This is a genomic window from Helicobacter mehlei, assembly GCF_003660265.1.
In the GTDB taxonomy this organism is placed as follows: Bacteria; Campylobacterota; Campylobacteria; order Campylobacterales; family Helicobacteraceae; genus Helicobacter; species Helicobacter mehlei.
Genome location: NZ_QXQP01000012.1, coordinates 1 through 24,548 on the forward strand (window position 1 = coordinate 1; position 24,548 = coordinate 24,548).

Annotated in this window: 20 protein-coding genes and 1 pseudogene; 8 read left to right on the forward strand and 13 right to left on the reverse strand. The window is 43.9% G+C overall.

Annotated features, from left to right (window positions below; translation table 11 throughout):
• Positions 1 to 358 precede the first annotated feature (358 nt).
• Positions 359 to 595 carry a hypothetical protein gene (locus EAO36_RS05015; protein ID WP_120955783.1) on the reverse strand — a complete coding sequence of 79 codons (237 nt, stop codon included), beginning with the start codon at positions 593 to 595 and terminating at the stop codon, positions 359 to 361.
• A gap of 118 nt (positions 596 to 713) precedes the next feature.
• Here EAO36_RS05015 and EAO36_RS05020 point away from each other — a divergent pair, with 118 nt between their 5' ends.
• The 4 genes from EAO36_RS05020 (at position 714) to EAO36_RS05045 (ending at position 7,246) form a co-directional block, all read left to right on the forward strand.
• Complete coding sequence (locus EAO36_RS05020; RefSeq protein WP_120955784.1) at positions 714 to 1,610, forward strand: hypothetical protein; 897 nt, start codon at positions 714 to 716, stop codon at positions 1,608 to 1,610.
• Between the two features lie 440 nt (positions 1,611 to 2,050).
• On the forward strand, positions 2,051 to 4,234 hold the full coding sequence (locus EAO36_RS05025) for an AAA family ATPase (protein WP_162983266.1): 2,184 nt from the start codon (positions 2,051 to 2,053) through the stop codon (positions 4,232 to 4,234).
• Positions 4,235 to 4,887: 653 nt separating this feature from the next.
• Positions 4,888 to 6,648 (forward strand): DUF262 domain-containing protein, encoded by a 1,761-nt coding sequence (locus EAO36_RS05040; protein ID WP_120955787.1) that lies wholly within the window; start codon positions 4,888 to 4,890, stop codon positions 6,646 to 6,648.
• Between the two features lie 55 nt (positions 6,649 to 6,703).
• The gene (locus EAO36_RS05045) at positions 6,704 to 7,246 is read left to right on the forward strand and encodes a BspA family leucine-rich repeat surface protein (RefSeq protein WP_120955788.1); all 543 of its coding nucleotides are present in this window, start codon (positions 6,704 to 6,706) and stop codon (positions 7,244 to 7,246) included.
• Between the two features lie 70 nt (positions 7,247 to 7,316).
• Here EAO36_RS05045 and EAO36_RS05050 read toward each other — a convergent pair whose 3' ends face one another.
• From EAO36_RS05050 to EAO36_RS05065, 4 genes are read right to left on the reverse strand one after another with little or no spacing between them, the layout of a single operon-like run.
• Positions 7,317 to 8,270, reverse strand: a complete 954-nt coding sequence (locus EAO36_RS05050) for a lipid A biosynthesis lauroyl acyltransferase (protein WP_120948441.1) — start codon at positions 8,268 to 8,270, stop codon at positions 7,317 to 7,319.
• Positions 8,264 to 9,286, reverse strand: a complete 1,023-nt coding sequence (waaC, locus tag EAO36_RS05055; protein ID WP_120948440.1) for a lipopolysaccharide heptosyltransferase I — start codon at positions 9,284 to 9,286, stop codon at positions 8,264 to 8,266. Before waaC ends, EAO36_RS05050 begins: the two co-directional genes overlap by 7 nt.
• On the reverse strand, positions 9,283 to 10,746 hold the full coding sequence (locus tag EAO36_RS05060; protein ID WP_120948439.1) for a Ppx/GppA phosphatase family protein: 1,464 nt from the start codon (positions 10,744 to 10,746) through the stop codon (positions 9,283 to 9,285). The genes waaC and EAO36_RS05060 overlap by 4 nt, the downstream gene beginning before the upstream one ends.
• A gap of 2 nt (positions 10,747 to 10,748) precedes the next feature.
• Positions 10,749 to 11,000: a YfhL family 4Fe-4S dicluster ferredoxin gene (locus tag EAO36_RS05065; protein WP_120948438.1), complete on the reverse strand. Its 252-nt coding sequence runs from the start codon at positions 10,998 to 11,000 to the stop codon at positions 10,749 to 10,751.
• Positions 11,001 to 11,244: 244 nt separating this feature from the next.
• On the opposite strand from EAO36_RS05065, the pseudogene EAO36_RS05070 reads away from it, so the two are divergent.
• The 3 genes and pseudogenes from EAO36_RS05070 to EAO36_RS05080 form a co-directional block, all read left to right on the forward strand.
• Positions 11,245 to 13,413, forward strand: a pseudogene (locus EAO36_RS05070) (TonB-dependent receptor); the annotation flags it as partial.
• A gap of 61 nt (positions 13,414 to 13,474) precedes the next feature.
• Positions 13,475 to 13,702 (forward strand): DUF904 domain-containing protein, encoded by a 228-nt coding sequence (locus EAO36_RS05075; protein ID WP_120948437.1) that lies wholly within the window; start codon positions 13,475 to 13,477, stop codon positions 13,700 to 13,702.
• Positions 13,699 to 13,926 (forward strand): hypothetical protein, encoded by a 228-nt coding sequence (locus EAO36_RS05080; protein WP_120948436.1) that lies wholly within the window; start codon positions 13,699 to 13,701, stop codon positions 13,924 to 13,926. Before EAO36_RS05075 ends, EAO36_RS05080 begins: the two co-directional genes overlap by 4 nt.
• A 1-nt stretch (position 13,927) precedes the next feature.
• Here EAO36_RS05080 and EAO36_RS05085 read toward each other — a convergent pair whose 3' ends face one another.
• The 8 genes from EAO36_RS05085 to EAO36_RS05120 all read right to left on the reverse strand — a co-directional run bounded on the left by EAO36_RS05085 (position 13,928) and on the right by EAO36_RS05120 (position 23,888).
• A complete protein-coding gene (locus tag EAO36_RS05085; protein ID WP_104639908.1) occupies positions 13,928 to 14,449 on the reverse strand; it encodes a DUF3972 domain-containing protein in 522 nt (173 codons plus the stop codon).
• Between the two features lies 1 nt (position 14,450).
• Positions 14,451 to 15,833, reverse strand: a complete 1,383-nt coding sequence (locus EAO36_RS05090; RefSeq protein WP_120948435.1) for an aminotransferase class V-fold PLP-dependent enzyme — start codon at positions 15,831 to 15,833, stop codon at positions 14,451 to 14,453.
• Complete coding sequence (locus EAO36_RS05095; protein ID WP_120955789.1) at positions 15,815 to 16,153, reverse strand: histidine triad nucleotide-binding protein; 339 nt, start codon at positions 16,151 to 16,153, stop codon at positions 15,815 to 15,817. Before EAO36_RS05095 ends, EAO36_RS05090 begins: the two co-directional genes overlap by 19 nt.
• A gap of 114 nt (positions 16,154 to 16,267) precedes the next feature.
• A complete protein-coding gene (locus EAO36_RS08730; protein WP_235852378.1) occupies positions 16,268 to 17,248 on the reverse strand; it encodes an FkbM family methyltransferase in 981 nt (326 codons plus the stop codon).
• A gap of 76 nt (positions 17,249 to 17,324) precedes the next feature.
• Positions 17,325 to 19,526, reverse strand: coding sequence for a TonB-dependent receptor family protein (locus tag EAO36_RS05105; RefSeq protein ID WP_120948432.1), 2,202 nt, complete (start codon positions 19,524 to 19,526; stop codon positions 17,325 to 17,327).
• Between the two features lie 212 nt (positions 19,527 to 19,738).
• Entirely contained in the window at positions 19,739 to 20,392 is a 654-nt protein-coding gene (locus EAO36_RS05110; RefSeq protein ID WP_120948431.1) for a hypothetical protein, read from the reverse strand.
• Entirely contained in the window at positions 20,382 to 21,779 is a 1,398-nt protein-coding gene (locus EAO36_RS05115) for an AAA family ATPase (RefSeq protein ID WP_120955790.1), read from the reverse strand. Before EAO36_RS05115 ends, EAO36_RS05110 begins: the two co-directional genes overlap by 11 nt.
• Before the next feature lie 363 nt (positions 21,780 to 22,142).
• On the reverse strand, positions 22,143 to 23,888 hold the full coding sequence (locus tag EAO36_RS05120) for a tetratricopeptide repeat protein (protein WP_120955791.1): 1,746 nt from the start codon (positions 23,886 to 23,888) through the stop codon (positions 22,143 to 22,145).
• Between the two features lie 69 nt (positions 23,889 to 23,957).
• Between EAO36_RS05120 and EAO36_RS05125 the strand changes: the two genes are divergently transcribed.
• Positions 23,958 to 24,527, forward strand: coding sequence for a ribonuclease HII (locus EAO36_RS05125; RefSeq protein WP_120948428.1), 570 nt, complete (start codon positions 23,958 to 23,960; stop codon positions 24,525 to 24,527).
• The last annotated feature ends 21 nt before the right edge of the window (positions 24,528 to 24,548 follow it).

Below are 24,548 nucleotides of genomic sequence, written 5' to 3' on the forward strand. Positions count from 1 at the left end.
CCTTTACCCCCACTATCCCCCAAATGGGGGTTTGGGGATATTCCCCCTCCTCCTGAAGGGGGTGGGTCATCTGGAGGTAAGCCCCCCTCTAGCTCTCTAATGAGGGCTTTAGTGGCGTTGGCTTTTAATTTGAGATTAAGCATTTTTATTATACGCTCCCCCCCACGGGCTTTACAATAGTCGCCGGAAGGTTTATACAAACTGTGCACATCTCTTGTCTTTAGTGAGTTTAGTCCGCCCCTACTAGGTTGTAAGGTGTGCTACAGCCCTTAAGGTAGGGGATCTAAACCCTCTAACTCTCTCTAAGCTATAAGTTTTTGCGGATGCTCTGCTGGCTCTTATAAAAAGTGCCGTTACTTCACGCTTCGTATTCCTCCTTAGTCGCCTTTCGTATGGGGATGAACTCCGCGATGTCTTGGGCTCTATAGCATGTATAGCCGTATTTATGTTTGATCATAATGACATCATTCTCTTCTTCGGGGTCGTAGGCAGGACCATCGTAACCCACAAAAATGCCTTCTTCAACCATGCCCTCTGGGCTACTCACAACCCGTACAAACCAACCAACATATTCTTTAAGGCTAAATATATCCATTAATCTCCTTTATTAGTATAAGGTACATTTATACCCAAGTTGCGTGAAAAATATTTGCAAGACAAAATAAAACGCTAGCCTTATCCAAGCCTTTACTAGCCGAGCAGGCGATTCAAGCTTGAACCCGCATACCAACCCTACCACCCCCAAGCTTAAGAATCAAGCCCAAACTAAAGCTAACAACGCCCAAGAAGAGTTAAATAAAATAGATCCTAGCGCGTTAAGTTCTGAACAACAAGAGATTTTAAAGGTATTTCGTGGTGAGATACCCGCCACTACTCTACAAGGCAAAGATTTACAAGAGCTCTACACTTTAGAAACGGGTAGCCGTAAAATAGGGGCTAGAAAAATCCTTATCAAACACTTTGGAGAAGAAAAAACAGGCGGACTAAATAGTGCAGAACTCTTAAATATGGGCTTTGTGTTGCGGCATGGAGAAATGGACGCTACCAGCTTTGAGCTTAGAGGCGATGCCTTGCGCTATGCCTATGTGCTTAAAGAGCCAGATGGCATAACCTTAAGGGTGGTAGTAGATGAATTTAACGATGGTAAAAAGATTTTTGATTTTTACAGCGATCGCAATTTCACCAATTATCAAGGCGGTTATAGTCCTAAACTACCTACCGCCCAAGACAACCCTACCACCCCCAAGCTTAAGAGTCAAGCCCAAGAGCTTTACACCACCGCCAAAGAGCAAGAGCAGGGTTTTAAGCAACTCTTAGAGGGATTAAGCCAGCCTAGTAGCACATTAGAGGCGGGGAATTTGCTTAAGAGTGTGGGGAGTATTGAGAGCAAGATTAAACGCAAGCAAGGGGATATAACCGCTATTGGCGACTTTTTAAGAGTGGCGATTGTGGTGGAACATAAGGGGCAACTCAATAGCCAATTAATGCACATTGAGGACAGCTTAAGAGCGCAGGGTGTCCCGCTCTCATCGGCGCGTATGGCCCTAATAAAGGCCTCTTGTTGCTCGCTCTGCTTGGTTAATCTAAAAATGTCCTCGGCCGCTTGGTAGGCCTTGTAAATCTTGGAATCCCCCCCAAATGGACTTTCATTTTATCACTTAAGGGTGTGGGGGAGGCATTAAAAAGCAATCCAAAAAGCCCCGTGGTGTAGCTTTGCTCTTGGGTGCAAATACATCATTAAAGCCCCGGCGCATGGAGGTTTCAATGCATAAATAGATGTCGTGTCCTTCTTTTTTGAGCTCTAAAAGGCGGCGTTGCAAGGCGCGCTTTTGGTTTCTTCATGTTTCTTGTGTACAGTTTCTTTTATTGTGTGCAATTTTTGCGTTAAGGTGGGCATCCCCTTAGTCCATTCAATAGGAAGCTTTGGTGATCCCAAAATGCCCCAGCATTAGCTGTGGGCAGTGTTAATCTTAAAGACTTAAAATTTGCATCTAAATATGATTTTCTATATAATCTTGGTCTTTACATTAAAAAAAATAAAAGGTTTAACATGGGTATCACTGGCATACGCAAAATTGTGTTTGAAGACTTTAGGAATTTGGGGGTCTATGGTTCTAATAAATCTGAAACATGCGAAACAAGACTTGATCTGGGTGTGATTGGAACTGGGGGGTTGATCTGTCTTATCGGAGCCAACAATGAGGGGAAGAGCAATGTATTGGATGGGATTTCAGAATGGGGAGATGGCAAGCTCACTGGTAGAGATAAACCTGACTTTCCCGGTCTTAAAGCTGGAGAGACATGGGTGTCTGTGGAGTATCTTGTCAATGAAGATTTGCTCAAAGAAGTCTTCACGATCTCTGGGTTTCGCGAACCAGCGAGCAAGTTTTTTAAGCAACCTTGGTTTAGGACAAGATACAAAATAGACGATGAATCGTACCAAGAGTTGTTTAGTGAGCCAGTCGAAGCCATTTATGGTGAAAATGATCAGGGGGAAGCAATATTCTTTAAATTGGAAAAGTTTGGCGGGATTGTGCTCACTTGTGCAATAGACTCTTCGGCATGTATCCGTGTCTTTGAGGATGGTAGAGATATCAAAACAGGAGATAAACGCCTAACCGGTGTGAGGGTTAGTGTTGGTGGTTCTGGTAATCTTTCCGAATTAAAAGAGTTGCTTAAACAAGGCGATGTGCCGGGAGTTAAAAAACAGACAGATCAAAATGTGGCGCTTAAGCCATACAAAAAAAAGGTCGGTTTGGATAGAGTAGAGTGTGATGATAGGGATTTTCAGGGGACCGGCATTGCCTTTCCTAAAATTTTTGCTTATGAGGAGGTCAAGGTAAAAGATGAGGAGTTGCGGATTAATTATCAGGGGGTAGAACAATCCGCATTTTTTAAAATGTTATTTAAAGTTTTGGATAAAAAACCAAGCACAATTACAGAGGCCTACAGAGAAAAGCTAGAAGAAGGAAAATTAAACTCTTTAAGATCGGCAGAAAGAGAAATTTGTGATCGTATAAAACAGAAAATTGATGGGCCATTTAATGCGATGTATGAGCTCTATGAGAAGGCTGGGACTTATGCTTTTGGGATAAGCCTTGGAGATGGTGGTGATGTAGGGTTTGATATCTACAAGTACGAGAACAAAGATAGGAACGATAGTCCCGCTCTTGTCTCTCTAGATAGCCAAAGTGAAGGATTTCAGAAATTCTTCCATTTCTTTTTTAATTTTCTCTACAAGGATGAGATTAGACAGGGCGATATTGTGCTCATCGATGAGGCAGAAAATAGCCTAAGTATCCCTGCTCAAAAAAAGTTTGGGAGTTTTCTTAGAGACTTTGGAATAGGGCGGGGCATCACTTTCATTGTGAGCACCCACTCGCCTAATATGCTAGACATGGATCATCTAAATGAGGTGCGGATGGTGGTTAGAAATACAAAAGAGGGGGCTAGGGGATCGTGGATCGCTAATGATTTTTCTGTCCTGCATCAGCCAAGCTATGGAAAAGTCGATACCTTAAAAGAAATCTTTGAGGCTCTTGGCACTCCCAAACTCCACCTTAAGGATAAAAGGGTGATTTTTGTTGAGGGTATCATGGATTATAATATCTTTGGTGCTTACCAGAAAAACTACAGGGGGGATAAAAAACAATTCACACAATTCATATTCCTGCCCATTGGAGGGGTCGGTGGAAATAACAAGGAAATAAAGGAGAAAGTTGAAGCCCTTGGCAATTTTATTGAAGACTTGGACATTAATTATCCTTTCTTACTTGTGGATGGAGATCAAGCAGGCAAAAATATGGAAGAAGAAGCGAAACAAATGCTGGATATTGGGATTACTACGCTTACAGAGGCTTTAGGTGGATCTCGTGAAAATGCCACACTGGAGTCTCTTTTTAGCCAAGAGGATCAGGAGAAATTTAGCTTGCGGAGTTGCAAATCAAAGGATCGTGAGGATAAAACAGGAATAGCCGCCGTAGTCTCTAGTGCCCTTAAGAACACTCCAAATCTCGAATTCACAGAAGAGACAAAGAATAATTTAGACACACTCTTTACATTCTTGGAAAAACAAGCAAATCAGCAAAAGCAAGCAAGTTTTCGCGAGATTGAATCTATAATTGCCAAGATAGCAAAAAGAGATCCCAATAGAGCAGAGGAGCTCAAGGAAAAGTTAGTGGATTTACAACACCTCATACAAGATGCGCTTGCGCCATTACAACCAGCTGAGTAAAATTACAGAGAAGGCAAGAGCATGTGTTTGGGTTATGACTGAGTTGATGGCAATGTTCATATGATCTGTTGGCTTTTGCTCACCCAATTTCGTATACCGGAGTGGCAAACATGCCCGCCTATGTGCATCAAACACCCTAATAACCTCTATACACTGCAACGCCCCGACATTTTCTACTAGGCGTACCTCTTTGGTCGTGAGGAGATCACACGCTTTGTATGTGTGGAATTTCAGTTCTATTAACTGGAGTATTGTCAATTAAACCTCTGCCAATCTTTTTACGGCGTGGATATTGATGCCCTTTTCAACTTTTATGAAAGGCATAAACGCATTTTGGGGTTTTTGCGGGCGTGATGATTGGGGGGAGTTCTTGGTTAATGGGTAAAAGCACCACTCCGGATAATCACCAATGGACTACAACCAATCCTAATAATAAAACCAAACTTGCTCAACCATGAATCAAAACTACGCCCAACAAGCCCAAGATATCAATAACCCTAAAAATGATATGGGGGCAACAGCTAAATTCTCGCCCACCTTCGTGCAATTCATTTTCAATATGGGCTTTCTATGGAGGATCACAGAATTGCTACTTACTAAGGAATTTTTTATTGGTGGGGCACTAGAATTGGCAAAAAGTCTAGGAGTAAAACATGGCAGGTTTCCAATCCCCTGTTAGCATTAATGAGGCAATGCAAAAGATTAAGAGCAGAGAGTACCTGATCCCCGCATTCCAAAGGGAGTATGTTTGGGGACCTGAACAAGTGGCTAGATTATTTGACTCCTTAATGCGTGGTTACCCCATTAGCTCGATGCTCTTTTGGGAAGTCAAGGATGAGAGCAAGAAATCTTGGAAGTTTTATGACTTTTTGCAACATTTTAGACCCGTGCATAAAGTCCATAACCAACATTTTGAAACCGCAGGGCATAAGGATTTTTACGCCATTTTGGACGGGCAACAAAGACTCACTTCTCTTTACTTGGGACTATTTGGGCGTTACGATATCCACAAACGCAACAAGAAATGGACAAATGAAGATAAAAACTTCACCAGTAACTATTTGTATTTTAATCTCACCCAAAGCAGACCCACACAGCTTTCTGATGTGGGATATGAATTTTTGTGGCTCGAGCGCGACAAGACAGAAGCCGTGTTTGGAGATGAACATGGGCAAAAATGGTTTAGATGTGGGGCGGTCTATGATTTCAAAAACTTGGATGAAGCCTTAGATTTTGCAATAGAGCAAGGGCTTAATAAAGAGGAACGCAAACGGCTATTGGATTTCTTCACATTGATCTTTAACACACCCGACCAATCCAAGATTAATTTTTATTTGGAGACAGATCAAAACCCAGAAAAAGCGGTGAATATCTTTATCCGCATCAATTCTGGAGGAACAGCGTTGGGATATGCTGACATTCTCTTCAGTGTCGCCATTGCCAATTGGAAAGAGATTGATGCGCGGACAGAAATCCATGATTTAGTGGATCAGATCAAGAATAATAAAGGTTTTGAGAATGCCAGTAAGGATTTGATTTTAAAGGGCTTTTTATTTTTGTTCCACAACGACATCCGCTACCAAATTAAAAGTTTTGGTAGCGGTTTTATCCAAGCGGTCGAGCAAAAATGGAAAGCGATTAAAGTTGCTTTCTTGGAAACATTTGAGTTGCTCAAAAGTTTTGGCTTGAGTGGGGAAACACTTGGGGCCTATAATTTAGCCTTGCCCCTTGTTTATTACATTTACCACCAAAATTTGAGCGACCACATTGTCCATTCCATAGGGCAACAGGATAACAGAGCCTCCATGAAGACTTGGGTTTTACGCGCCATTGTGTTTAAACCTTTAGGGGCAAGTAGCGACACAACCTTATCTAACATGCGCAGGGCTTTCATTAAAGAATTTGATGCCCAAAGTGGCGTGTATTTTGACCAAGCAAACATGCCCTTCCCCCAAAAAGCCATCGAAACAGAGGGCAAATACCACCAAAATGTGGATTCAGAGTTTTTAGAGAATAATGTCTTGTTTGTGCGTTCCAAAGACCCTAAAACCTTCGCTTTGCTCGCCTTGCTCTACCCTAACCTAGACTACAGCCACAAGTTTCACAAGGATCACTTGCACCCCCAAAGTGCCTATGCAAAATACCAAAAGCTCTCTGAGCAAGGGGATTTTAAGCCCTTTGAAATTTACGACTCCCTTGTGAATCTCCAAATGTTGGATGAACATGAAAACAAGTCCAAAAATGACAAACCTTTAGAACGATGGGTCAATGAGAATTGCGGACAAGATAGAGAGGGCTTTTTACAAAGGCATCTGATTCCCAATGTGGATTTATCGCTGGAGAATTTTGGTGGTTTTATAGAGGACAGAAGGAAGCTTTTAGAAGACAAATTTATGGAAATCCTCAACAAGTAATTGCCTTTAAATCGATAAGGATTTGCTAAGCCCAGATTGACACAGGGGTAACAAGATGTCCAATCAGATGATTAAACGCTACTTCCCCAAGACAAATGCCGCACTTAAAGCACTTGTAAAAGATGAGAGTGTGCATTTGGGCGAGATTGATGTGCATGCGGTAGAGGATATGAGTTTTGTGTTTTCCAACCATGAGTTTGATGGGGATGGCGGCATTAATTTCAACGCAGATTTTGAACGCCAAAACTTCAGAGGCTTGGAGACTTGGGATGTTAGCCATGTCAAAAATATGGCGAGGATGTTCTGTGGTTTGAAATACTTTAACCATGACATCTCAAATTGGGATGTATCCAGTGTTACTAATATGCATTCGATGTTTCGTGTGTGTATCTACTTCAACCAGCCTTTGGAAAAGTGGGATGTGTCTAAGGTTACAAACATGCATAAGATGTTTTTGGGGTGTTTGGAATTTAACCAGTCTTTAGAAAATTGGGATGTATCCAGTGTTGGTAAAATGATGGATATGTTTTCTGGTTGTGATGTGCTTGAAAAATTGCCAAAATGGTATCTTAAAAGAAACAAGGGAGAGAAAGACTGATTGCCCCATATAGGGCAAACCAAAAGGGTTATTCTCCAGTTATGATCTTGCTAAAACGATAACCCGCCTCTTAAGGGAGGACTCTTCTATAAATCTCTGGATGTGTGCTTTTAAAACGGCGGTGGAACCAAAACCAACTTTCAGGGTGTTCCCTAATGATCTGCTCGCTCAAAGTGGCTTGGGCTTGGGTGGCTTCTAAAATATCGGCTTGGGCATCTTCAGTATTTTTAGCGCGGATTGGGGGGTAGTAGGTGGCTGTAAAATGGCTATAATCCTCATTAAAATCAATGATCACCGCCACAATGTCAATATTGTAACGCCTTGAGAGGATGGAGGCAATCGTGGTGTGGGTGACCTCTTGGCCAAAGAATTTCACCACAACACCCTCTTTGGGTGAGATATTTTGATCGATCAAAATACCCACCAAACCCTTACCTTGATTGTAAATTTTCAAAAGTTCTTTAAATGCCCCGATTTTATTGATGAATTTAACCCCGAAAGCCTCGCGCCTCTTGATGATCATGTTGTTAATGGGGGCAAATTTAGTCAAACGCCCCAAACAGCCCCGCTTATAGTGGCTATAATATTGTGCCAAAGAAGTGCCCACCGCTTCCCAGTAGCCAAAGTGCATGCCCATCACCACTGCCTGTCCATTTTGTGCCAAGGAATCTAAAACATTTTGTTGATCGATGAGGGTAAAGCGGGCATCGTATTGAATCTTGGGCAAGAAGATCACCCGCACGCTCTCTAGGATAATGAAGGCAAAATTACAATAAGCGCGCTGGATAATGGCTCGTTTTTCTGCTTCGCTCTTGCTATCCCCAAAGGCAAAATCCAAGTTAGCTTTAGCATCAAAATAACGCCGTCTATCCAGTTTAAACATCACAAACCCCAAAGTCTTAACACAGCCCACAAAGCATCTATGAGGCATTTTGGCTAAAATCCAGCCTAAACAATTAACCGACCACTCCACAATGTGGATACAAAAAATACGCCATTCTCTAAGCAACCCTTCTTTTAACATGATGACCTTTCTAATACCTGCAAAATCGCGTCCTTGATCGCAAGGGGGAGGATGTTTTGGATTGAAAAATCCTTTTTATGGTAATTGGCCTGTGGGTTGCCACACAAAGAGATATGGCGCGCGCCCTCAAGACTAAAACGCTTGGGGGGGGTGTTGCCATAAAGTGTAACAGAGGGGGTTTTAAGTGCCCAAGCCAAATGCACAATGCCCGTATCCCCGCCCACCACCACACTAACTGATGAAACGAGGGTTTTGACCTGCTCTAAATCCATACGGGGGAGTAAAATCGTGGGTAGGTGGGGGCTTAGGGTTTGGTGGAGTTTTTGGGCATTTTGGGGGTGGGCATGCCACAAAATCGCCACGCTTAAGCTACAATCTTTCAATAAAAGCCCCAATTCACAGAAACGATCTAGGGGGTAAGTCTTGGTTGCCTTGGAGCTCTCCAGCACGAATAAGACGCAGGGTTGTGTGCCTAAGTCGTGAGGACTGGGGGGGCAAAAAAAGGCTAGGTGGCGCTTATTCAGGGTTTGTTCCCAAGTTTGGTGGGGGTAGAGCACGCTTAAGCCCTCTTGTAGCACCCGTTGGTTGCGCTTTAAAATGTGCTCTTGGTAGGGAATTGGCACCTTATGGGTGTAAAAGAGGCTGGCTAGGGGTTCTTTAATGGAGCGCGCATCAAAGCCCACAAAGCGTTTTGGGGATTTTTTAGCCAAAAAAAACCCAATGAGGGCAGATTTGAGCAAGCCCTGCATATCAATGATGAGATCAAAAAGCCCCAAATGGCGCAGACCCCGATAAAACTTCCCAATAGCAAAGGGGTTTTTAGAACGCAGGGTTTTTTTATAGGGCAGAGCGTGTAATGCATCAATGTAGGGGCAGTTTTTGAGCAGAGGGGCAAAGGCTTCATCAATCAACCAATGAATCCGTGCCTCTGGGTAATGTTCCTTGATAAAGGGCAAAAACACCGCACTCACCACCACATCGCCCAACGCTGAAAGCCTAATAATAGCAATGTTCATGTAAATTCAATGCTTAGAGGGATGGGTTGGGCAAGCTTGGCGACCGCCTCTTGGCAGAGATAAAAATTTTTCTGGCTCTTGATGTTGAGGGTTTTATTTTTGAGGCTATATTGCGTGTCTTTGGGGACACTGATTAAACAAAGGGCTTCGGCTAGCCCCAAGATGAAACTGAGCCACTGCAAGGTTAAGATTGGGGGCATGATAGAATTAATGTGGGCAATATTGCTATCTTTAGGGATTTTTTTATGGCTAAATTGCACGAGCAAGCAGATAATGGCGCGATCTTGGTGTGAGAATCCATAGCTCAAAGAGTGCAGACTCAAATAAGCCCCATGTTTGTGGGCATCATAAAAGTTTAAAACCTTGCCAATGCTGGAAAGTTGTCCGGCGATTTTGAGGTGATAGAGGTATTTGTCCTCAATGCCATGCAGGGGTTTTAAGACTTCAAAGAGTTTACTACACGCTTTTTTGACCTCTTGGCTGTGCTTGGAGTGGGGCAAAAAGCGATCCAACAAGGACAAGATCGAGGGATTGATATTGTTGGGGAAGGTGTAGTTGTGGTTTCTGAGCATGTCGCTCAAAAACACACCCTCACGCACACCAACACCGCTAGTTACCACCATTTGGGCGTTGAAATGCTCCAAGAGCATGGTAAAAATGAGAGTCCCACTCCTAATGGTATCTTGGCGATCCGCACTCACGCCCAAGCCCTCTAAATCCTCTTCGGGAGTGTGGATGATCTCTTGCATCAAAGCCCAATTTTGCCTAACACCCATCTCAAAGCCATGGATGACATCGATGGGGTAGTTATTGTGTTGCATCACGACCTTAGCCAAAGCGCGGATCGTGCCTCCCACGCCAAAAATATGGGTGGTTTTGAAATGAGCGGGAATTTTTTTGATCTCCTCTCTAATAAAGTCTTTAGCCAAACCAGCTTTGAGGTGCTTGTCAAAAAAGAGTTCTTTTAGGCGAATCGTGCCCAAATTGAGCGAGATCAAATCTCTAATCTTGCCATCTTCAATCAGGGCGCATTCTGTGCTCCCCCCGCCAATATCAATGGTGATCCCATCTTTATGGTGCAATAAATTTGCGCACGCCACGCCCCCATAAAAGGCTTCTTTATAGCCATCAATCACCTTAACTTGCAGATCGCATAAGCGTTTCACCAAAGCGACAAATTCCTTAGAGTTGGGCGCATCACGCACCGCACTGGTCGCCACGCAGAGGATTTTACGACTCTTGTATTTTTGGGCGATCTCTTTAAATTCGCTCAAGGCTTTTAATGCTCGCTTCATGGGGGCTTTTTGCAATGCTCCCTTGCGGGCATAAGTGCCCTGTGAAATGCGCACTTTGGATTTGATCTCATAGAGTAAATAAAACCCAAATTGGCTTGTTTTTTTGAAAATTGCCATGCGCACCGAATTAGACCCGATGTCAATGACAGCCGTGATCTTTGCCATGGCTAATTTTCGTCTTGTAAGGCCTGATATTTTTGTTGGAGTTCTTCGGGGCTTTCTGCGTTATGGGGGTCGGGCACGATAGCATCGACCGGACACACGCTCACGCAACCAGGTTCATCGCTATAACCCACGCATTCGGTGCAACGATCGGGGTCAATGCTGTAAATCGGGTCATTTTCATCAATAGCTTCTGTGGGGCATTCCTCGCGACACGCATCGCACGCAATACATTCTTGAGAGACTAATAAAGACACGCTTCACCTTTGGGATCAGAATTTGATAAGGGCTTTTTACCCAATCCTTGCTAAATTTTTTATAAAGATACGCTTGTTGAGTATGATTCACACAGATTAAGATAATACTTATAATTCTTACTATATAAATATCGCTCAAAAAATAAGACTTCTAGGAGTTCCTTTAATGCATAAAACAAATAGACAATCGGGTTTTAGCCCGTTGGTGGCGATGCTAGTTTCTCTTGTTGCTTTAAACGCAGAAGAAGAACACACATTGAGCAAAGTTACCACGCAGGGGGAGCGCATTTTCACTTACAATAATGAATTTGTAGTGGGTTCTAAGGAACTGGCCCAAAGGCAGAGCAACCAAGTTGATGATATGTTCCGCACAAATCCAGATGTGAATGTCGGTGGCGGGGGCGTGATGGGGCAGAAAATCTATGTGCGGGGCATTGAAGATCGCCTTTTGAGGGTTACGGTGGATGGGGCGGCCCAAAATGGCAATATCTACCACCACCAAGGCAATACGGTGATCGATCCCCAAATGCTTAAGAGTGTAATTGTTACCAAGGGGGCAGCTAACGCCAGTGCGGGGCCCGGAGCAATGGCCGGAGCGATTGCAATGGAAACCAAGGGGGCGGCCGATTTTATCCCCAAAGGTAAAAGTTACGCCGCCTCGGCTTCAGCCTCGTTTTTTACAAACTTTGGGGATCGTGAAAACGCCACGATCGCATGGCAGGGGACTTATATCGATGTGCTCGCCTACTACACCCACCAAAATATTTTTTATTACCGCAATGGCAATTATGCCTTTAAAAATCTTTTCCACCCCACCGCGCAAGACAAAGAAATTGGCACGCCCAGCGAACAAAATAATATCATGGTGAAAATGAATGGCTATATCAGCGAAAGAGATACGCTCACCTTGAGCTATAACATGACTCGCGACTCCGCCACCCGCCCTTTGCGTTCTAATGCGATTGGTGTTGCCCAAGACCCCGATGATCCGCTCGTTTCGATCGACTTCACTAAGTTTTTATTCCATAGCGTGAATGTCGCTCACAATGTGTCTTTAAAGTATGTGCGGGAAGCAGGGAGCAAATTTGGCGATCCCAAATTGGATATTACTGCTTATGCGAGTATCCGCAATGGCAAATTTGACCCCCTCTTTAACCCCAAGGGGACACTGCTCCAAGCCCCTAATGGTTTGCATTTTTTAGATGGGAGCGTGGTGAAGAGTTATGAAGATGTAGATTTGCCCGCATCCCAAGCGCGTAATGTGTTTTTAAACAACTCCGGGGTTAATCTCAAGGTTGCCCACACTATCAATGCCCTAAACAATAACCTCTTTGAATATGGCTTTAACTACCAAAACTTGAGTATCTTTGATGCCCGTATCCCCAAGTCTGCCATCATTAGAGATTGCTCCTATAATATTGAGGTCAAAGACTACGGCGATAACAAGCCCCTATGCCAAAGAGGGCAGTCTAATGGGAATATTTACGGGGGTTATATCCAAGCCAACTACACTTTCCACCCGGTCGTGACTTTGGGGGCGGGGACTCGCTATGATGTTTATACCCTTTATGACAAGGATTGGCAATTCCATGTTACACAGGGATTTAGCCCGAGTGTAGCTTTGGTGATCAACCCGGTAGAATCCTTGAGCATCAAACTTTCCTATGCCTATGTAACCCGGGGGGCGTTGCCCGGGGATGGAGTGTATATGCGCCAACAAGACTTGCGTTATGTGAAAAATCTCAAACCTGAAGTGGGGCAAAATAGTGAGGTTAATATCGATTGGCAAAGCAAGTATTTTAGCGGGCGTGCGGCTGGGTTTTACCAAACCATTAGCAACTTTATCAACCAATACGCCCAAGTCTTGGTAGTGGGTAATCTCAAGCCTATGATCCAAATTTATGGCTACGAAGTAGGCGGGACTTTCAAATATAAGGGTTTTATGTTAGATGTGGCTGTCTCTAGGAGCTGGCCTACTGTCAAGGGACATTTGCTGGCTGATAGCTATGAGCTAGCCGCCTCAACGGGGAATGTGATCATCGCTAAAGCTGATTACACCTTCAAGCGTGCCGGTCTCAATATCTCATGGCTAGCCCGTTTTGTAACCAATTTAGATTATTTGGGCTATGACATCTATGCCCCCAACTATGAGGGCGGTTATGGGCCTGGGTTAGTCAAATTGCACAAACCCGGCTATGGCGTGCATTCCTTGTATGTGAATTGGGATATGCCCTTCAAACGCTTTAAAGGGCTCTTGCTCTCGGCCGTGTTTAACAATATTTTCAACAAATATTATGTCGATCAAGCCTCCCCCTTTATCATGAGCCCCGATGATCCGGCGACCGATAAAGTCGTGCGCGCCATTGCGCAACCCGGATTTAACGCCCGCTTTGAAGTGGCGTATAAATTTTGACAAGGATTCTTAAGCGTGTTTTTTTGCTATAATGCGGGTTTATCTTAGCAAAGGATGGTGCATGGGGGTAGATATTTTAGACAAAATCCATGAAAAGGTCGATGATTTACTGGTCAAACTCGCTCTCTTAGAGGAGGAAAACAAAGAATTACAGCTTAAAAACGCCACGCTGGCAACCCAAAATGAGGAAAAAGATCGCCAGCTCAACACGCTCTATGAAGAAATCGCCGCCAAAGATAAGGGCTTACAAGAACTTTATGACAAAATCTTAAAAGTCATTGATGTATGACGGATTCTAAATTTGGCGAAGTGATTGAGATCTCCATAGCCGGGAGGCGTTACAAGATCACCTTAGACGATCGTTGTGATCCAAAGACACTAGAGGAGATCAAGCTAAACTTCCATAACAAAGAGATCGAGCCTATCGAACTCTTTAAGGCCCATCTCAAAAAAATCCAAGAGATCGCGCGCTTGAACACCAAGCTCCAAGAACTCCTAAACAAAATCCCCTAATTTACTTGACACTCCCCATGTCGCTCACTTTACCCCACATGAGGCGGTATTTGCGTTTCATAAACTCCACCTCCTCACGCACTTTGGCTAATTCCTCTTGCAAAACCGCAATCGTCTTTTTGTCCTCCTCATAGACCTCCTGCATGTCAATCACCGCATCTTTTAAAAACATGTTTTCATTTTTATAAGCATTGATGGTTTCATCTTTAGCCCCTACCACCTTATCATGCAAGCCCAAAATAGTGTTGATGGTCTTTTCTACAAACACGGGGTCTAAATTGTTGTTCATGCTTTCTAGCAAGGCGGGGTAACCCGCTTTAGCCGCTGGAGTAACATTCTTGCCCACCATGCGTTTAGCTAGAGCTTGGGCAGCACTATGCAAATCCACCCAAATGCGTTCCTCATCATGCTTGCTCACAATGCTCTGTTCTTCAATGAGGGCTAAAACCCGCTCTTTGGGCAGTTTAGAAATCTCTAAAAACTCTTCTAATTGAATCCAAGTGTTTTCTTCTGGTAGTTCCATATCAACCTCCGCGCAATGTTTTGATCGCCCTTTTGAGGCTCTCAACCAAGTAATCCACATCCTCTAAGGTGTGGCTGTAATGCAAACTCACACGCAACCAACCCGGCTTTTCTCCTCTCTCTTGCAAGACCCCAAAGCTACTATCCTCAAGCCCCAAGAGATCATGTCCATAGGGTCCGGCACAACTGCACCCCGCCCTTGTTTCAATGCCATAATCATAACTGAGTAATTGCGCCAGCGCATAGCAAGACACCCCACTTGCATTGAAAGCCACATTGCCTAGCCTCTCTGCCTGCAAATTGCCATAAATGCTAATAGCCGGGATTTGTCTTAAGGCATGCATGAAGACTTTAGAGAGCATGCTTTCACGCGCTTTGATATGGGCTAATCCTAACTCATTGCGTAATTGCAAAGCCAAAGCCGCCCTTAAAAGCTGGGTTAGACCATAAGTGCCAAACTCTTCTCTTAAATCCACCGCATCAATATATTCTTGGCTACTCCGACTCACATACTTGACCACCCCACCCCCACTAAAGCTGGGGGGTAACTGCGTGTCGATAAGATTCTTTTTGATCCCCAAAAGCCCACAAGCCCCCACCCCGCCTAAAAACTTATGGGCGGCTACAAAACATGCATCTAAATTTAAATCCCCCAAATTCTGGTGGGGCGCAAAGGCGGCTAAATCAAAGGCTAGAGTTGCCTTGTATTGTTGGCAAAGTTTAGAGATGGACTCATAGGGGACAACAAGCCCGGTCACATTGGAAGCAACCCCGATAGAAACAATGGGAGTTTTGGCATGCTTAATGGCTTCTTGTAAGGCCTGCTCTAAAGACTGCATATCAAACAAGCCCACATTGTTGAGTGGCAAGCGCACCACCTCACACAAACCCTCCCGCCAACTAATTTCATTGGAATGGTGCTCAAAGGGACCGATGATCACTTGTGGCAAGTCTGAGTCCTGTATTTGGAACAAATGCCTCGCTTTAGGGGGGATATAGACCCCCAAAATTTCTTGAAAACGCTTGATCGCATGGCTGGCCCCAAAACCACTTGTTAAGATCACAAAATCCTCTCCTAGTCCCAAACTCTTTTTAATGCTCTGCTTGCTGTGTAAATACACCTCTTGCATCCAGTTAGCGTGTTTGGCATGCCCTGAGTGGGCGTTGGCATAAAAGGGTAAAAGCTTGGCTAGGCGTTTTTCAATCAGGGTGCTAGCCAGCCCTGAGGCTGTCCAATCAAAGTAACGCACACCCTTTTTGAGCACCACGCTGGAGCGGATTTGAGCAAGCTGTTCTTGCTTGCTAGTGGGGACTAAAAGGGGCGCAAAGATCGAGTCTAAAAACCTTTGGCTGGACTTAGGAGTCTCTAAAAGAGTTTGGGCCATGTGAGCTTGGCTCCTCCTAAGATATGGAAATGCAAATGGGGCACTTCCTGCCCGCCATCTGCGCCAACATTAGTGATGAGGCGATACCCGCTCTCTTTGATCCCCAATTTGGCGACCACCTCCAAGATAAACGCGCTCATGTTGGCCATCAGCTCTGGGGTGATGGCATTAAAATCTTTCACACCCACTTTGGGGATCACCAACACATGAACCGGGGCTTTGGGGTTGATATCCTCAAAGGCTAAAAATGCCTCATTTTCCAACACCTTTTGACACGGAATCTCCCCTGCTACAATCTTTTCAAATACATTTTTGACCACACAAAAACCTTTTCTATCAATTTGCCTTATTATAGCTGAAACTAGAGGATTTGATAAGCCCTAGATTTAAAACCGGTAGCTAAGGCAAAGTGAGGCACGATGGACAAAACTTATTTAATTTAGTGCAAAACGAATGGGCACATCGGGGAGTCGTTCATCATTGGGGTAATCTAGCCCGGCAATATCCCCGCAAGTTTCGCGCAAGGGCAAATTTGGGGGGACTAAATCCCGCCTCAAATAGCTCACTTCAAAGACATTGCAAAAGAAACGCTCCTGGATGTAGAAAAAGCAAGTGCAACAATTATTGTAGTGTAGATGGATGGGCTGGAACGTTTGGTGGAGTTTTTCCAAGACAGCGAGGTGTTGCCGGGTTTGCTCTAGTTTGCGCGGATCGCACCAGTGGAACTCAATGATGATTTGTGCAAAATATTTCTCTAAGATACTAAAATCTAGTTTTTCAAAAATATCCCATTCAGCCCCCTCAATGTCAATTTGCAAAATATTGTGTAGGCTAGGATCAAAGCTGTGATCTTGCATGATTTGTTCTAGCGTGGTGGTTTGGTGATCGCTTTGCGTGCCGACAAACTTTTTATGGAAGAGGATATTAGGATGTACATAGGGACCCCGATCAATGCTGGCGTCATATTGGAGGACCAAGTACCCCATGTTGGCCATCTCTAAATCCCAAGGGGACGATTCGCTCACCCCTAGTGAAACGGCTTTGGGTTGCCTTTCAGAATTGGGGGGGGGGGGGGGGGACATCACATACCCGCCATCACCCTGAGTAGCGATGCGGACCAAATAAGGCATGGCCACGGGGCGCACCCAATTTAAATACGCATCCATCATCTCCACGCAACTAGGACGCGAATCAATCACGATCCGTGTTTTTGCATGTACACCATCGCTATTAATGAGAGCAGTATGGAGCAAGACACGATCCTCAGGGTGGCGTACGCAACTTGCGATCATGTGGCTCACTGACATTTTATATTCAAAATACTCGAGCCTGCGCTCTATGCTCCCCAATAACTTTTGCTTGATCCGCTTTAAAGGTTGCTGGATGCGCGCCAACAAATTATTAACCTCGCTCATCTATTCTCCTATTTGAATTTATAAAAGGGTTTATAGCAAAACTAACCTAATTTTCTCATGCCATAGGTACAAAACCCTAAAACCGGTAACTCAAATAAGCCGTTACTGAACGTCCCGGACCCGGTTCTCTGCCTGTGGGGCTGGTTTCCAAGCCTCTAAAGTAGTATGGCATCCCCAAAATATTATTGACCTGCAAGCTCCCCACAATTTTATGCCGCCCACTCTCCCAAAAAATTTGGCTTAACTGGATATTCCAAATCCAATACCAAGGCAAGAGCCCCACACTATTACAACCATAAGACACGCCCTCTGCTTGGTGGGGCTTGAGGGGGAAACAAGTGGTCTTTGATTGGGATTGGTTGAGCATAGAGGAATAGGCACGGCTATAAAAATAACTGCTCAAACCCAAAGTGGTTTTTTTGTAGGTGTAGCGCATATCCAAAATTAATTGGTGTGGACTGACATAGGGTAATTGCTTACCCTTGAGATCAAAAGAGGGTGAAAACCCTTCAAGACTGCCCCGTATATGACTACTCACAAGCGCATCAATGTAAGTATAAGCCAAATGCAATTGCAGGCCTCTAAGGGGGGCATAGTCAAGTTCTAATTCCAAGCCCTGAGAGCGGGCATTGATGGGTTGGTTATCCCCCCAAGCGTAGTAATTGTGGGCAAAAATAAGAAAATAGGCAATATTAAGACTGAGTTGGTTTTGATAGCCATAGCGCGAACCGATCTCAATTTGATTAAAAGTCTGGGTGCTTGGGCTTGTTGGCCCTACCATGCGCTCTTGTGGCGGGATAAAGCTATGGCGGTAATTGGCATACAACAACCAATCTGCTAGGGGCTTATAACCGATATTGAATGCCGGACTCCACACACTTTGGTGTATTTTGTAGATGGTATCTTTTGGTGCAAGTTGGTAATTTAAAAAGGTGTAGCGCAATCCGGGGGTTAGGGTGAGTTTGCCTTGCAAAAATTCCATTTTGTCGCTCACATAAGTAGCTAGGTAGCGATCCAACAACTCGGGACTGTTACCCAGTGTGGGGTTTTGGGTGCATGGGTTGTTTTTAAAATTGTGGCAAATAGATTTAGTTAGCTTGATGTTATTCATCATCAAGCGCATGCCCACTTGCAGGGTTTGCTGGAGCTTTTTGCTAGAGATGTTTAAATGCAGGTTAGGTTCTAGGGCATTGAGTGTGAAATACCCCTTGCGTTGGGTGGTAAAAAACCCCGCATAATTGTCATTTGTATAAACAAGCCCTCTAGCCGGATTGCTATTGGCATTTAAATAATTAGAGTCCCACTGGAAGGCACTTTGCATTCTGTGCCCAAAGTAGGTGAGGCTAAAATCTCCACTCACCCTGCCCTTAAAAGAACCTTGATAAATCGCGCTCCAACGCATCGCCTCTGCACTCTTGGTGTTATAGGGGCGATCGTTTTGGAAAAAGTTTTGGGCGTAAGCCTGTGGGCTCAAAGACCCCGGATCGTGCAAAGAAAATTTGTAATATTGGAAAGAAGCCGTGAGTTTGTTATGGGGGTTGATCTGGTAAATCCCATCAAATAAGTAATTTTGAATTGTAGCCGGGCTGTGGTATCTAAAACCCTGCCCGGTTATGAAATTGGCTTGCGCTTGCACGCCCACAAACCGGTTAAACATGCCCCCCGATCGCAAATAGGTGTTGTATAAAAAGCTATTGCCCACATTTTTACTAAAAGAAAAAGGCGCGATGAAACTTTTGAGCGAACGCTCCCAAAAGGTTACCCGCTGGGCGATTTGGTTGGTCCATTCTTTTGCAATGGGTTTAGTGCTGATGTTGATCACGCCCCCAAAGGCATTGGGGCCATATTGCACGCCCTGCCCCCCCTTGATCACGCTGATTTGATCGCTCATCTGCAAAGTCGCGGGGAAAATAAAAAGTCCGATGAGTCCATAGGGTGCGGCCTCTAGGGGGATATGATTGAGTAAGACAAGCCCAGCTCGCCCATACCCCCCACCCAAACCCCGCATTGAGAAACTGGGCACCGCCCCCACACCTGTAGCGTTAAAAACACGCACCCCCGGGACATTTTGCAAGGCTTGCTCTAGGGTTTGGTTAGCTTGTTGGGTGAGTTGGGGGTTAGAAATTAAGGTGTAACTGCCCAAGTGATCCTTAACTTCTAAAGAGTGCCTATCTGGCGGTGCCTTGTGGCGTATCTGCGTGCGCTGTTTGGATTTTGAAGCGTGCAAGCTACACACGACAAAACAAGCAACACCAATCAAAACAGCCGTTTGTTTCATCTTCCCCTTGGGGTCTTGATATGGCGCGATTATAGCAAAACAAAAACACAATCTATCTAGATGTGTTGGTTAGGTTTTGTGTAGAGGGGTATTTGTGGGGATTTAGGAAGTGGGCTTTGGAGCAACGGCATTTCCCATCTTTTGGGGATATGTCATACTCGCTTTAGTTGGGGGCAAAGGCAGGGCGTATGTTCTAGAGACAAACTTTGAGATTAGGGGATCAAAAAATCCCGCATTTGTTTTGCGGAAATAGTCACACAACCATCACTGGGAATTTCTAGGGGTTTGAAAATAATGTTGACTGTATCTTGTGGATTGTTTCCTTGTGTCTCAGACTTTTTAAAAATAGAAGAATCTGTGATCTTTGGATAAAAGTAGTAATAATAGAAGTTTCGGATACTATTTGATAAATCTTTTTGGTAGTAACTTTTGTAACACTCTATAAAATATTTAACAAAGCATTCAGAAGCTTTGAATTGTCTTTGGGCCTTTTGAAGGTGTTCCTTATGGCGACTCGATTTTATCTCGCACAAATAAACAGAAACATCGCCCTCTTTTTGATTAAGCTTAAAAATGATGCTATCACAACAGCAATCTGTTGTCTGTTCTGCCGCACAACTTTCATTTGTGGGTTTATGGTGTTTTTTCTCATTTGCCTTTTTAAAAAATTTAATGGTGTGTTTGTTCTCATCTTGTTTTAAGATAAACACGGAATCATTGCCTCCAAAACAAAAATTTATCTGCTTGATACTGCTTTGTTCTTGCTTTTCATGCACCACAAAGCAGTTTCCTCTTTTTCCCCTATGTGTAATTTTTAAATCTTCATGAATAGCTCTTTCTATCTCTTGAAACTCTTTAGCTGTCATGGTTGTTTCTCAAGTTTTGGAAAACTTTTTCAGCAATTAGGCTTTGATTTTCATTTTGGGCTCTAATAGGATCATCAAAAGTTTGCATGAAAATGCCCTGCTCTTGGGTGATTTTCACGGGAATTAGGGTGTTTTGTTTCTTAATGGTCTTAGTAACATAGGCCTTAACACGATGGGCATCTAGGCCGTATTCTTGAGTATAGCCCTGCTTTTTAAGGCTTTCTATTTGCGTCTCATTGAGTTTTTTTAACATGATGCAATTGCTCAATTCGCGCACAATATAGTCGCTATGCGTGGTGATAAAGACCTTGATCCCTGCATTCACCAACAAGGCTAGCAAACGCGCCACTAAAATTTGGTTATTGGGGTGGAGGTTGAGTTCTGGTTCATCGATCATCAAAATATCATTTTTTTGCGCCACATGCAAAATATAGTAATGGAGCATGATCAAAGAGCGCGCAGAACTAGAGGCAACTTCAAGAGCATAGGCAGATTTAGAGCCTTTGGGTTGAAAAAGCAAACCAAAATCCGTTATTTTATACTTACCCCCTACAAGTTTGCCCAGCAGATCCAAGATAGATTTGTGATACTCCTTATTTTGTTTGAAGAAACTATCTTGTTTGCTAATTTGTTTCAGCTCCCTAATGAAGTTAATATTATCTCTAACGGGCTTAGGGTAAATTTGTTTTCTCTGATCGGTTTTTCGATGTATTTCAAATAAATCAAGAATATCTAATTTATCGCCCTTGAGTATTTGTTGCACAGCCTCGAGCTTATTGATTTTGACAAAATCTAACTCCTCTTGAAAAATTGAAGCCCCCGTTCTTTCTACACTGAGAATAAAGGGGCTTGGCATAAGAATAGCAATGAGGCTATCTACTAAATAATCCCGATATTTTGCGCCATCTAAATGCTTTGGAATACTGATTTTAAAACCCTCATCATCAAGTTCATATTCTACTCCATACAGATTTTCATCTCTATCTTTCAAGCGTTGCACTGCCTTTTTAATTTCCTCTAAAGAGACATTGTAAGAAACTTGAAACTCTGTTGTTTCAAAATCTTCGCTACTGCCTGCCATCACTTGACTAAGCACATCTTGAGCATAAAAGCAAGTTTTCCGATTCAAATGTTTTTGGAATTCTGCGTTCATTTCTGCATAACTATATTGTTGATAATTATTAGCTATCTCAAAAATACCCCTTCGTCCCCCTCTAGTTCTGCCTAGAAAATTATCGCTGAGGAAATGCATAAAATCCAAATACCCATAAAGACCATAGGCCGCATAAGTTTTTCCAGTGTTGTTTTCTCCACAAATTAAAGTCAAATCGCCTATTTCTAAATCTGCCTCATGAAGAGTGCCGATATTTTTTAGCTCGATTTTCATGCTTGCCCTTTTTATGATATGATATTCTAAGATTTAGGACTCTTTACATTATAGCAAAGCGTGTAGAGTGGTCTGTCAAGAAATCTATTTAAAGAAGGTGGTAATTATCTATGGCAAAAACTAATAGTGGTAAAAAGATCGTGCGTGTGCATCCCTATATAAAAAAGGACGGAACACAGGTTAGAGGGCATGGGCGATCTACTCCGAATAAATAAATAGGAGTTTAGGGCTGTAACTGGGGTTTTGACCAAAAGTTTTGGCTTTAGTAACCCTCTCCAAAGATCTATGGTGTTGCGTTGGGGTGAGCTGGGGGCGGGGTAACAGCCCGCCACTAATCCTTGCAAAAAAGAAGTTTGTTTGTGATTAACTCAGAGTGCCCGTGATCAAACGCCAACCACTCACACCATGCCCTAAAAACTGCTTGGGATCAAAGACACCGCGATCATTCCAAAAATGCCAATGTTTGGGACCCAGCTGGCTAGCAAATCTAAGGTAAGTGCTATAATCTCGCTCATACTGATTCAAGCGTTTCTCCTCCTCCTCTTTAAAACCGTATTCCTCGGCTAGGTAAGGCTGGGTGGCTAAATATTCTAAGAGAAGGGGCAGGGCTTTATAGTGCCGATAAGACACTGCCATTTTAAGCCATTTGATATTTTGATCAAAGGCATTAAAGTAAGATTGCATGATTTCGGGCTTGGATTTGCCCTCCATTAACGAGAGCATCAGCGGGTTAAAGTCCGGCGGTGTAGAGTGATCCCATACAAGTAGCCTTGCACAAAGACCGCTCCCTAGTTGGATACCTTTTTTATAAGCCTGAATGGACTTTTGCTCATCTTGTTTGCTTTCATGCCCATCGAAATATTTGATCCAATCGTAAAACCTCGCCAAATAATGACACCCGACATGGCAATCAAGGTCTATCGCCTTTTGAAACGCCTCTATGGCTTTTTCGACCAAATTTTCATCTCTATAATCTGGATCGCCCTCCTCTGCCAACCAAAGCCGATTGACAAATGCCTGCCCCATTTCGGCGTGCGCCTCTATGTCGCCTTGTTTGGCTTGGCGTTTTAATAATTCCACCGCCTTTTTATAATACTCGTAAGATTTTGCCTTAGAACCCTCAGAGGTTTCCCCAAAATCATTATACCGGCGGTACAACTCACCCAAATGGCGGTAAGCGCGCCCCTCTCCTAACTCCCCTGCTTTTTCAAAAAGTTCTTTTGCCTTTTGTTGGCAATTTTGCATCTTTTTATCCGCAAACACATGGCAGTGTTCTAAAAACCCTGCATAACTATCCACATCAGCATCGATTTCATCATCGCAATTTGTAAGTCCTTTTTCTACAGCCACCCCCTCTAAAACTTCCCCACTCCCATACTCCACCACCTGCGTATCCCCATTTTCCATGTAAATCTTTCCTAGCTCCACCATCGCTCCCACTGAGCCTAACTCTATGGCTTTTTCAAAGCAACGCATAGCGACATGGTTATCCGGGTATAAAACGATGCCCTCTACTGCCATTTTGCCTAGTTCTAGCCAAGCTCCAGCACTGCCCAAATCTTTAGCTTTCATGTAATCTTGAAAAGCTTGCAGAGTGTTAGACCCATATTTCCATAGGGGTTTGACTTGTGGGGTGTTGTCACTAGGTGCAGATTGTGCTTGTGGATTTTGGGGGGTTTCTTGACTAGGGCTTGAGGGGGTGTTTGCAAACCAGGTTTGGTGGTTAGCTTGGAGGGCTTCTAATAACATTTCTAAATCCTCCAAAGATTTAGACAATCTGCCTGCGTTTTCTAAAGTTTGTGTGCCTTCTGTGGCGTGGCTTAGGGCGTTTAAATGGGTGTTTGTTCTAACTTTGAGTTTTTTAAATTGCGCTAGGGCATTTTCTAACTCTGTGTCATCTTCTGTGTTTTGGTGGTAAGCCTCTTCTAGGGCTTTGTTAAACGCGTTGAGTGTGTCTAAGAGTTGGTTAAACTTGGTGCTTAAATCGCTAACTTCCTCTTGGAGGGCTTCACCCCCCCCCCCCACATCCTCAGCTAGAGATAAAAACAAGCGGTGGGCGCGCTTGGTGGCTTTGAGCTGCTTAGTGAGTTGGTTTAATGTGTTTTGCATAAAGTCTCCTTGTGTCAAAAATGGCGGGTATAATAACATGAAAATAGATTTGATAGCAAGAGGGTTAATATGCTTTTAGGCATTGATGAAGCGGGGCGGGGGTGTTGGTGTGGGTCGCTATTTGTGGCGGGGGTGGGCTGTGATCTGAGTGTGGCTAATGAATTTGTGTATTTGGGGCTTAAAGAGAGCAAACAACTCAGCAGAGCCAAACGCTTTGGATTTGCCACACAAATTAGCCAAGATACACGCATTGCTAGCGTGGTGGTGAGCAAAAGCGCGTTAGAGATTGATAATAAGGGTTTGAGTGTGTGCATGCAAGAGGCGATCACAGAAATTATTCTGGGCTTGCCCACTATTAAACATGTGCGCCTAGATGGGAACACGCTTTTTAAATTAGAGTTTGCACATTTAGAGAGCTTTGAGGCCATTATCAAGGGCGATGACAAAATCCCCCAAATTGGCATGGCCTCCATCTTGGCTAAGGCACATAAGGATCGGGAGATGTTAGCCTTAGATGAGCTTTACCCAGAGTATGGCTTTGCTAGGCATTGTGGCTATGGCACGCGCGCCCACGCCCTAGCCATTACCAAGCATGGACTGATTAAAGAGCACCGCAAGAGTTTTAAATTTGGTTACTAACCCCCTGCCCCACTCTGTTAG

Coding starts and splice junctions, on each gene's coding strand:
- EAO36_RS05015 (WP_120955783.1), bottom strand. CDS start 595: ATGGATATATTTAGCCTTAAAGAATATGTTGGTTGGTTTGTACGGGTT.
- EAO36_RS05025 (WP_162983266.1), top strand. CDS start 2,051: ATGGGTATCACTGGCATACGCAAAATTGTGTTTGAAGACTTTAGGAAT.
- EAO36_RS05040 (WP_120955787.1), top strand. CDS start 4,888: ATGGCAGGTTTCCAATCCCCTGTTAGCATTAATGAGGCAATGCAAAAG.
- EAO36_RS05045 (WP_120955788.1), top strand. CDS start 6,704: ATGTCCAATCAGATGATTAAACGCTACTTCCCCAAGACAAATGCCGCA.
- EAO36_RS05050 (WP_120948441.1), bottom strand. CDS start 8,270: ATGTTAAAAGAAGGGTTGCTTAGAGAATGGCGTATTTTTTGTATCCAC.
- waaC (WP_120948440.1), bottom strand. CDS start 9,286: ATGAACATTGCTATTATTAGGCTTTCAGCGTTGGGCGATGTGGTGGTG.
- EAO36_RS05060 (WP_120948439.1), bottom strand. CDS start 10,746: ATGGCAAAGATCACGGCTGTCATTGACATCGGGTCTAATTCGGTGCGC.
- EAO36_RS05075 (WP_120948437.1), top strand. CDS start 13,475: ATGGGGGTAGATATTTTAGACAAAATCCATGAAAAGGTCGATGATTTA.
- EAO36_RS05080 (WP_120948436.1), top strand. CDS start 13,699: ATGACGGATTCTAAATTTGGCGAAGTGATTGAGATCTCCATAGCCGGG.
- EAO36_RS05085 (WP_104639908.1), bottom strand. CDS start 14,449: ATGGAACTACCAGAAGAAAACACTTGGATTCAATTAGAAGAGTTTTTA.
- EAO36_RS05090 (WP_120948435.1), bottom strand. CDS start 15,833: ATGGCCCAAACTCTTTTAGAGACTCCTAAGTCCAGCCAAAGGTTTTTA.
- EAO36_RS08730 (WP_235852378.1), bottom strand. CDS start 17,248: ATGAGCGAGGTTAATAATTTGTTGGCGCGCATCCAGCAACCTTTAAAG.
- EAO36_RS05105 (WP_120948432.1), bottom strand. CDS start 19,526: ATGAAACAAACGGCTGTTTTGATTGGTGTTGCTTGTTTTGTCGTGTGT.
- EAO36_RS05110 (WP_120948431.1), bottom strand. CDS start 20,392: ATGACAGCTAAAGAGTTTCAAGAGATAGAAAGAGCTATTCATGAAGAT.
- EAO36_RS05115 (WP_120955790.1), bottom strand. CDS start 21,779: ATGAAAATCGAGCTAAAAAATATCGGCACTCTTCATGAGGCAGATTTA.
- EAO36_RS05120 (WP_120955791.1), bottom strand. CDS start 23,888: ATGCAAAACACATTAAACCAACTCACTAAGCAGCTCAAAGCCACCAAG.
- EAO36_RS05125 (WP_120948428.1), top strand. CDS start 23,958: ATGCTTTTAGGCATTGATGAAGCGGGGCGGGGGTGTTGGTGTGGGTCG.